Genomic DNA, 6,311 nt, shown 5'->3' with positions numbered 1-6,311 from the left:
CTGCGCTCCATCCGGGCTACTTGCTTCTTGTGCGCCTCAACCGTTCTTCACACGAAACGTCTCGTGGCAGCCGCCGCGGCATCGGCGTGAGCTTTTCGACGCTGATGCATCCTGCTCCTGACTGGTTGCGACATCAGGAGTTCCGACCCGCGGCGAGCACCTCAATCAGCAACAGCGAGACAAGCCATGGTCAAACCGTTCCCGTCGAAGACGCACATCGGCAACCATATGCTGCATCCGGAAACGCTGATGCTGACCTATGGCTATGATCCGCAATTGTCGGAAGGCGCGGTCAAGCCGCCGGTGTTCCTGACCTCGACCTTCGTGTTCAAGACGGCCGAGGACGGGCAGGACTTCTTCGATTTCGTCTCCGGCCGGCGCGAGCCGCCGGAAGGGATGGGCGCGGGCCTGGTCTATTCACGATTCAATCACCCTAACAGCGAAATCGTCGAGGACAGGCTCGCGATCTACGAGCGTACCGAGAGCTGCGCGCTGTTCTCGTCCGGCATGGCGGCCATTGCAACCACGATCCTGGCGTTCGTCCGCCCCGGCGATGTCATCCTGCACTCCCAGCCGCTCTATGGCGGCACGGAAACCCTGCTGACGAATACGCTTGCGCGTCTGTCGATCGGCGCCGTCGGCTTCGCCTTTGGCGTCGACGAAGCCGTGGTCGGCCAGGCCGCGGAGGAGGCCATGCGCAAGGGCCGGGTTTCGATGATCCTGATCGAAACCCCGGCGAACCCGACCAACGGGCTGGTCGACATCGCGATGATGCGGCGCGTCGCCGAGACCATCGGAAAGACGCAAGGACACGTTCCGATCATCGCCTGCGACAATACGCTGCTCGGGCCGGTGTTTCAGCGGCCGATCGAGCACGGCGCCGATATTTCGCTGTACTCGCTCACGAAATATGTCGGCGGTCATTCAGATCTGATCGCGGGCGCCGCGCTCGGCGCGAAGGCGGTGGTGAAAGGCATCAAGGCGCTGCGGGGCGCCATCGGCACCCAGCTCGATCCGCATTCCTGCTGGATGATCAACCGCTCGCTCGAGACGCTGAGCCTGCGCATGGAAAAGGCCGATGCGAATGCGCGCCTCGTGGCGGATTTTCTGCGCGATCATCCCAAGGTGGCGAAGGTGCACTATCTCGGTCATCACGACGCGGCGTCGCCGGACGGACTTGTGTTCGCGCGGCAATGCACAGGGGCGGGATCCACGTTCTCGTTCGACATCATCGGCGGCAAGGCCGCCGCCATGAAATTCCTCAACGCGCTGCAGATCCTCAAGCTGGCGGTGAGCCTCGGTGGAACTGAGTCGCTTGCGAGCCTGCCCGCCACCATGACCCACTCCGGCGTCCCCGCCGACATCCGCCGGAAGATCGGCGTGCTCGATTCCACGATCCGGCTGTCGATCGGCATCGAACACCCGTCGGATTTGATCGCCGACCTCGCACAGGCGCTGAACGCGGCCGAACCTGTGGTGTGACGCCTGCGCCAGGGTTACGGGGAATCGAAAAGGGCAGCTGCGATGGCAGCCGCCCTTTTTGCTGGTCTGTGCGAAGTTTACTTCATCACCTGACCGCGGATCTCGCCGCCCGGATTGGCCGCGGTGTGGATGTTGACGTAGAGCTTGCCGCCGAGCAGATCGGCGGCCTGCGCGTCGGTCAGTGTCGCCGAGCCCTCGGCCGGGCTGGTGGCGGCGCCTGGAATCGCGACCGCGACGCCAGCGTTCTTGCCGGCCTCGGCGGGTCCGTGGAAATGCGCGGCGGTGGCGGGGCCGGACAGGCCGGAATAGGTGAGCTTCCAGGACAGCTTCTTGCTGGCGGCGTCGTAGTCCAGATCGGCCGTTCCGGTGCCGCTGCTGGTCGTTGCGGGGACCTCGGACTTGGCGTCGAGCGTTGCTTTCAGCTTTTCCGCGCTGGCCGAACCCGCAAAAGCAACGGCGCCAAGCACTGACATGGCGATGACCATCTTGTTCATGATTTTTCTCCCTGCTGAACCCGTTTGGGCTGCCAAACTTCCAACAGCCGGCATTTCAGTTTATTCCCGTTTCCGGCCGCGGTGGGCTAAATTCTTCGTGGCTGGAGCCGCGAAGACATCGCTCATAAGCTCGCCGCGACGAAAGGACCGCATGTTGCGACGAACAATCTCCGTGGCGCTGCTCGCCGCACTCGCCGCAGCCGGCGTCTATTGGTGGCTCAGCGCGCCGGTGGTGGCGGCCGCCGGCACCGCGCCTGTCCGCGTGCCTGATCTTGCCAATGGCCAGGTGATGTTCAACGCCGGCGGCTGCGCCTCATGCCATGCCGTTCCCGACCAGCCCGATCGTCTCAGGCTCGGCGGCGGCGTCGCGATCAAGTCGCCGTTCGGAACGTTCTACGCGCCGAACATCTCCTCCGATCCGACCGACGGCATCGGCAAATGGAGCGAGGCCGAATTCGTCAACGCGGTGATGCACGGGGTCTCGCCGGACGGACGGCATTATTTTCCGGCCTTTCCCTACACGTCCTATCAGCACGCCAGGCGCGAGGACGTGCTCGATCTCTTTGCGTACCTGAAAACCCTACCGGCCGTTGCAGGCAAGGTGCGCGACCACGACCTGCGCTTTCCGTTCAACATCCGCCGCAACGTCGGCATCTGGAAATTCTTATTTCTGGACGGCATGCCCTTCGTCGCCGACAGCGCGAAGTCGCCGCAGTGGAATCGCGGCGCCTATCTCGTCAACAGTTTTGGCCATTGCGCGGAATGCCACAGCCCGCGCAACGCGCTCGGCGGCATCATGGCAGGACAACGCTTCGCCGGCGGTCCCAATCCGGAAGGCGAGGGATGGGTCCCTAACATCACCCAGAAGGGCATTGGCGAGTGGAGTGCGAAGGATATTGCCTATTTTCTGAAGACCGGCGAATTGCCCGACGGCGACAGCGTCGGCGGCGCGATGACGCGGGTGATCAAGAATACCTCGCAATTGCCGGACGACGATCTCGCGGCGATGGCGGACTATCTCAAATCGCTACCGCCGGTGGACGGTCCGCCGCGCCCCAAGCGCAAGGCGGGCGGCGCCTGATCAGCCGGCCCTTTTCCGGACGGTCAACTCGCGCCAAACGCCTTGAAGGTGATGATGGTGAGGGTGTCCTGGATGCCGGGCAGCACCTGCACCTTCTCGTTGACGAAGTGGCCGATATCGGTGTCGTTGTCGACGTAGAACTTCACCAGCAGGTCGTATTGACCGGCCGTGGAATAGATCTCGGAGGCGATCTCGGCTTCGGCAAGCGCATTGGCGACCACATAGGATTGACCGAGCTTGCATTTGATCTGGACGAAAAAGGGAACCATCGCGGTCACTCCGAAAGCATATCTGGCGGCTAATAGGCCAAACCCGGCCGGATTTAGCAAGCGAACTTGCTGGGCTGGGGGCGGCGCGCTAGGACGGGCCATGGCTTCGAAAACGCGGAAAATCGCCCCATGACGACGCCCGTCGCGCTGACCATTGCCGGCTCCGATTCGAGCGGCGGCGCCGGCATCCAGGCCGACCTGAAGACCTTTGCCGCGCTGGGCGTTTTTGGCGCGTCCGCCATCACGGCGCTGACGGCGCAGAACACCCGCGGCGTCACCGGCATTCATGCGGTGCCGGCCGAATTCGTCACCACGCAGATCGACGCGGTGTTTTCCGATCTCGAGGTCGGCGCGGTCAAGATCGGCATGGTGGCGCAAGCCGCCAGCATCGATGCGATCGCGGCCGCGCTGTCGCGCTGGGCGCCCCGGCATATCGTGCTCGATCCCGTGATGGTGGCGACATCGGGTGATCGCCTGCTCGCGTCCGAAGCTGTCGACGCCCTGCGCATCAAACTGATGCCGCTGGCCTCGGTGATCACACCCAATCTGCCGGAGGCCGCGGCTCTGCTCGACGAACCGGTCGCGGCCAGCGAGGCCGAGATCGAGGGCCAGGGGCGCCGGCTGCTGGCGCTCGGTTGCCGGGCAGTCCTGATCAAGGGCGGGCACGGCGAGGGCGCCGAGAGCATCGACTATCTCGTCGATGCCAGCACCACGATCGCACTCGCCGCGCCGCGCGTTGCCACTCGCAACACCCATGGCACCGGCTGCTCGCTGTCCTCGGCGGTCGCCGCGGGGCTCGCCAGAGGCGAGGATCTCGAGCGCGCCGTGCGCAACGCCAAGACCTGGATCAGCGCCGCGATCGCGGCCGCCGACCGCTTCAGCGTCGGCCACGGCCACGGCCCGGTCCATCATTTTCACAAGTTTTACTGACGCCGGTCGCGAGCCCGCCGCGGTTCCGGGTTCTTGCGGAGGCCGCTGCGACGCCATGTCGCCTGATTGTCGCATGCGACTGATATTCGCGGGGTGGGCGAGGCAAGCGCGATTCGTATCCGAAGGTGCCTCAAAGGTTCAATTGGTCATCCCCTGTCACGGGACATTGTTACAGGCTGGCGCATGGGAAGTTACGATGTGAGTGACGAGAGCCCGGAGCGGCGCTTTCGCACGTTGTTCATCTCCGACGTTCATCTCGGAGCCCGCGGTTCTCAAGCCGACCTTCTGCTCGACTTCCTGCGTTTCCATGATGCCGACACGATCTATCTCGTGGGCGATATCGTCGACGGCTGGGCGCTGAAATCGAGCTGGCATTGGCCGCAATCGCATAACGACCTCGTCCAGAAGCTTTTGCGCAAGGCGCGCAAGGGCGCCAAGGTGATCTACATCCCCGGCAATCACGACGAGTTCCTGCGCAACTATTACGGCACGCATTTCGGCGGCATCGATGTGGTCGAGAACACCGTTCACACCGGCGCGGACGGCAAGCGCTATCTCGTCATCCACGGCGACATCTTCGACCTCGTGGTGCAGAACGCACGCTGGCTCGCCCATCTCGGCGACAAGGCCTACGATTTCGCGATCCAGCTCAATCGCTTCGTCAACTTCTTCCGGCGCATGTTCAAGGTGCCCTATTGGTCGCTGTCGCAATGGGCCAAGCAGAAGGTCAAGAACGCGGTTAACTATATCGGCGCGTTCGAGCAGGCGCTCGCCGCCGAAGCGCGGCGCCACGACGCCGACGGCGTGATCTGCGGCCACATCCATTATGCGGTGATCCGCGACGAGGGCGGCATCCGCTACATGAATTGTGGCGACTGGGTGGAGAGCTGCACGGCGCTGGTCGAGCACGACGACGGCCATTTCGAGATCATCACCTGGGCGGATCAGGCCGAGAAGCCGGCACAGGTCCCGCAGGTTGCAGCCAGAGCTGCATGACAAAGGCAGGCTGATGCGCATCCTGGTCGCGACCGACGCCTGGCACCCGCAAGTCAACGGTGTGGTTCGGACGCTGACCAAGCTTGCCGACGCCGCCAAAGGCCTCGACGTCGAATTCTCGTTCCTGACGCCGCAATCGTTCCGCACCTTTGCGATGCCGAGCTATCGCGACGTGCGTCTGGCCATGCCGCGACCGGGCAGAATCGCGAAGCTGATCGAAGAGGCGCGCCCGGACAGCATCCACATCGCGACGGAGGGTCCGATCGGTCTGATGGTCCGCCGCTATTGCCGCCAGCGCAAGCTGCCCTTCACGACCAGCTTCCACACCCGCTTTCCCGAATATGTCCGCGCCCGCGTGCCGGTGCCGGGCTCGCTGATCTGGCGGGCGCTGCGCCGATTCCATAGCCCCAGCCGCGCCGTGATGGCGGCGACGCCGGCGCTCGCCAGCGAGCTGACCGAGCGCGGCTTCGACAATGTCGTGCTGTGGCCGCGCGGCGTCGACACCCATCTGTTCCATCCCCGGGCGATCGATCTGTGTCTGCCAGCACCGGTGTTCCTCTCCGTCGGCCGGGTCGCGGTGGAGAAGAATCTCGAGGCGTTCCTCGACCTCGACCTGCCCGGCACCAAGGTGATCGTCGGCGACGGTCCGGCGCGTGTCGCGCTGGAGCAGGTCTATCCGGACGCGATCTTCCTCGGCGAGAAGCACGGCGAGGAACTGGCGGACATTTACGCTGCCGCCGATGTCTTCGTGTTTCCGAGCAAAACCGACACCTTCGGCCTGGTCCTGCTCGAAGCGCTGGCGAGCGGCCTGCCGGTCGCGGCGTTTCCGGTGAAGGGGCCCCGCGACGTGATCGGCGATGCGCCGGTCGGCGCGCTCGATCACGATCTGCGCCGCGCCTGCTTCGCCGCGCTGGACATCTCCCGGCAGGACTGCGTCGAATTCGCCGCCAACTACACCTGGGAGGCCTCGGCCCGAGCCTTTATCGACAGCATTTTGGCGGTCGGTGCGGTGCTGCCGGGCCGGAACGGGGCAGAACCGGCGCGATTCGTCGCCTGAGG

General features: G+C 64.5%; 7 protein-coding genes. 5 read left to right on the top strand and 2 right to left on the bottom strand.

Features of this window, described 5'->3' with window-relative positions; genetic code table 11:
- Nucleotides 1-186: 186 nt before the first annotated feature.
- Nucleotides 187-1,482, top strand: a complete 1,296-nt coding sequence (locus tag AC0L21_RS06575; RefSeq protein ID WP_473259406.1) for a cystathionine gamma-synthase family protein — start codon at nt 187-189, stop codon at nt 1,480-1,482.
- 77 nt (nt 1,483-1,559) lie between these two features.
- Here the strand turns inward: AC0L21_RS06575 and AC0L21_RS06570 are convergent, their stop codons facing one another.
- Nucleotides 1,560-1,976 carry a CHRD domain-containing protein gene (locus AC0L21_RS06570; RefSeq protein WP_473259404.1) on the bottom strand — a complete coding sequence of 139 codons (417 nt, stop codon included), beginning with the start codon at nt 1,974-1,976 and terminating at the stop codon, nt 1,560-1,562.
- Nucleotides 1,977-2,127: 151 nt separating this feature from the next.
- Here AC0L21_RS06570 and AC0L21_RS06565 point away from each other — a divergent pair, with 151 nt between their 5' ends.
- Nucleotides 2,128-3,057 (top strand): c-type cytochrome, encoded by a 930-nt coding sequence (locus AC0L21_RS06565; protein WP_473259402.1) that lies wholly within the window; start codon nt 2,128-2,130, stop codon nt 3,055-3,057.
- Nucleotides 3,058-3,080: 23 nt separating this feature from the next.
- On the opposite strand, the gene AC0L21_RS06560 is transcribed toward AC0L21_RS06565, so the two are convergent.
- A complete protein-coding gene (locus AC0L21_RS06560; protein ID WP_007602021.1) occupies nt 3,081-3,326 on the bottom strand; it encodes an Lrp/AsnC ligand binding domain-containing protein in 246 nt (81 codons plus the stop codon).
- Nucleotides 3,327-3,455: 129 nt separating this feature from the next.
- Between AC0L21_RS06560 and thiD the strand changes: the two genes are divergently transcribed.
- The 3 genes from thiD to AC0L21_RS06545 all read left to right on the top strand — a co-directional run bounded on the left by thiD (nt 3,456) and on the right by AC0L21_RS06545 (nt 6,309).
- Nucleotides 3,456-4,256, top strand: a complete 801-nt coding sequence (gene thiD / locus AC0L21_RS06555) for a bifunctional hydroxymethylpyrimidine kinase/phosphomethylpyrimidine kinase (RefSeq protein ID WP_473259400.1) — start codon at nt 3,456-3,458, stop codon at nt 4,254-4,256.
- 183 nt (nt 4,257-4,439) lie between these two features.
- Nucleotides 4,440-5,252, top strand: coding sequence for a UDP-2,3-diacylglucosamine diphosphatase (locus AC0L21_RS06550; RefSeq protein WP_007602023.1), 813 nt, complete (start codon nt 4,440-4,442; stop codon nt 5,250-5,252).
- A gap of 13 nt (nt 5,253-5,265) precedes the next feature.
- Nucleotides 5,266-6,309 (top strand): glycosyltransferase family 4 protein, encoded by a 1,044-nt coding sequence (locus AC0L21_RS06545; protein WP_473259398.1) that lies wholly within the window; start codon nt 5,266-5,268, stop codon nt 6,307-6,309.
- Nucleotides 6,310-6,311 lie beyond the last annotated feature (2 nt).

The sequence above is a fragment of the Bradyrhizobium sp. WSM4873 genome, from assembly GCF_055811355.1.
The sequence above is the reverse complement of the archived record's forward strand: the minus strand, read 5'-3'. Positions and strand labels throughout refer to the sequence as shown.

What these genes read in the sequence shown, in the direction of transcription:
- AC0L21_RS06545 (WP_473259398.1), top strand. Translation starts at nt 5,266, where the DNA reads ATGCGCATCCTGGTCGCGACCGACGCCTGGCACCCGCAAGTCAACGGT.
- thiD (WP_473259400.1), top strand. Translation starts at nt 3,456, where the DNA reads ATGACGACGCCCGTCGCGCTGACCATTGCCGGCTCCGATTCGAGCGGC.
- AC0L21_RS06570 (WP_473259404.1), bottom strand. Translation starts at nt 1,976, where the DNA reads ATGAACAAGATGGTCATCGCCATGTCAGTGCTTGGCGCCGTTGCTTTT.
- AC0L21_RS06565 (WP_473259402.1), top strand. Translation starts at nt 2,128, where the DNA reads ATGTTGCGACGAACAATCTCCGTGGCGCTGCTCGCCGCACTCGCCGCA.
- AC0L21_RS06575 (WP_473259406.1), top strand. Translation starts at nt 187, where the DNA reads ATGGTCAAACCGTTCCCGTCGAAGACGCACATCGGCAACCATATGCTG.
- AC0L21_RS06550 (WP_007602023.1), top strand. Translation starts at nt 4,440, where the DNA reads ATGGGAAGTTACGATGTGAGTGACGAGAGCCCGGAGCGGCGCTTTCGC.
- AC0L21_RS06560 (WP_007602021.1), bottom strand. Translation starts at nt 3,326, where the DNA reads ATGGTTCCCTTTTTCGTCCAGATCAAATGCAAGCTCGGTCAATCCTAT.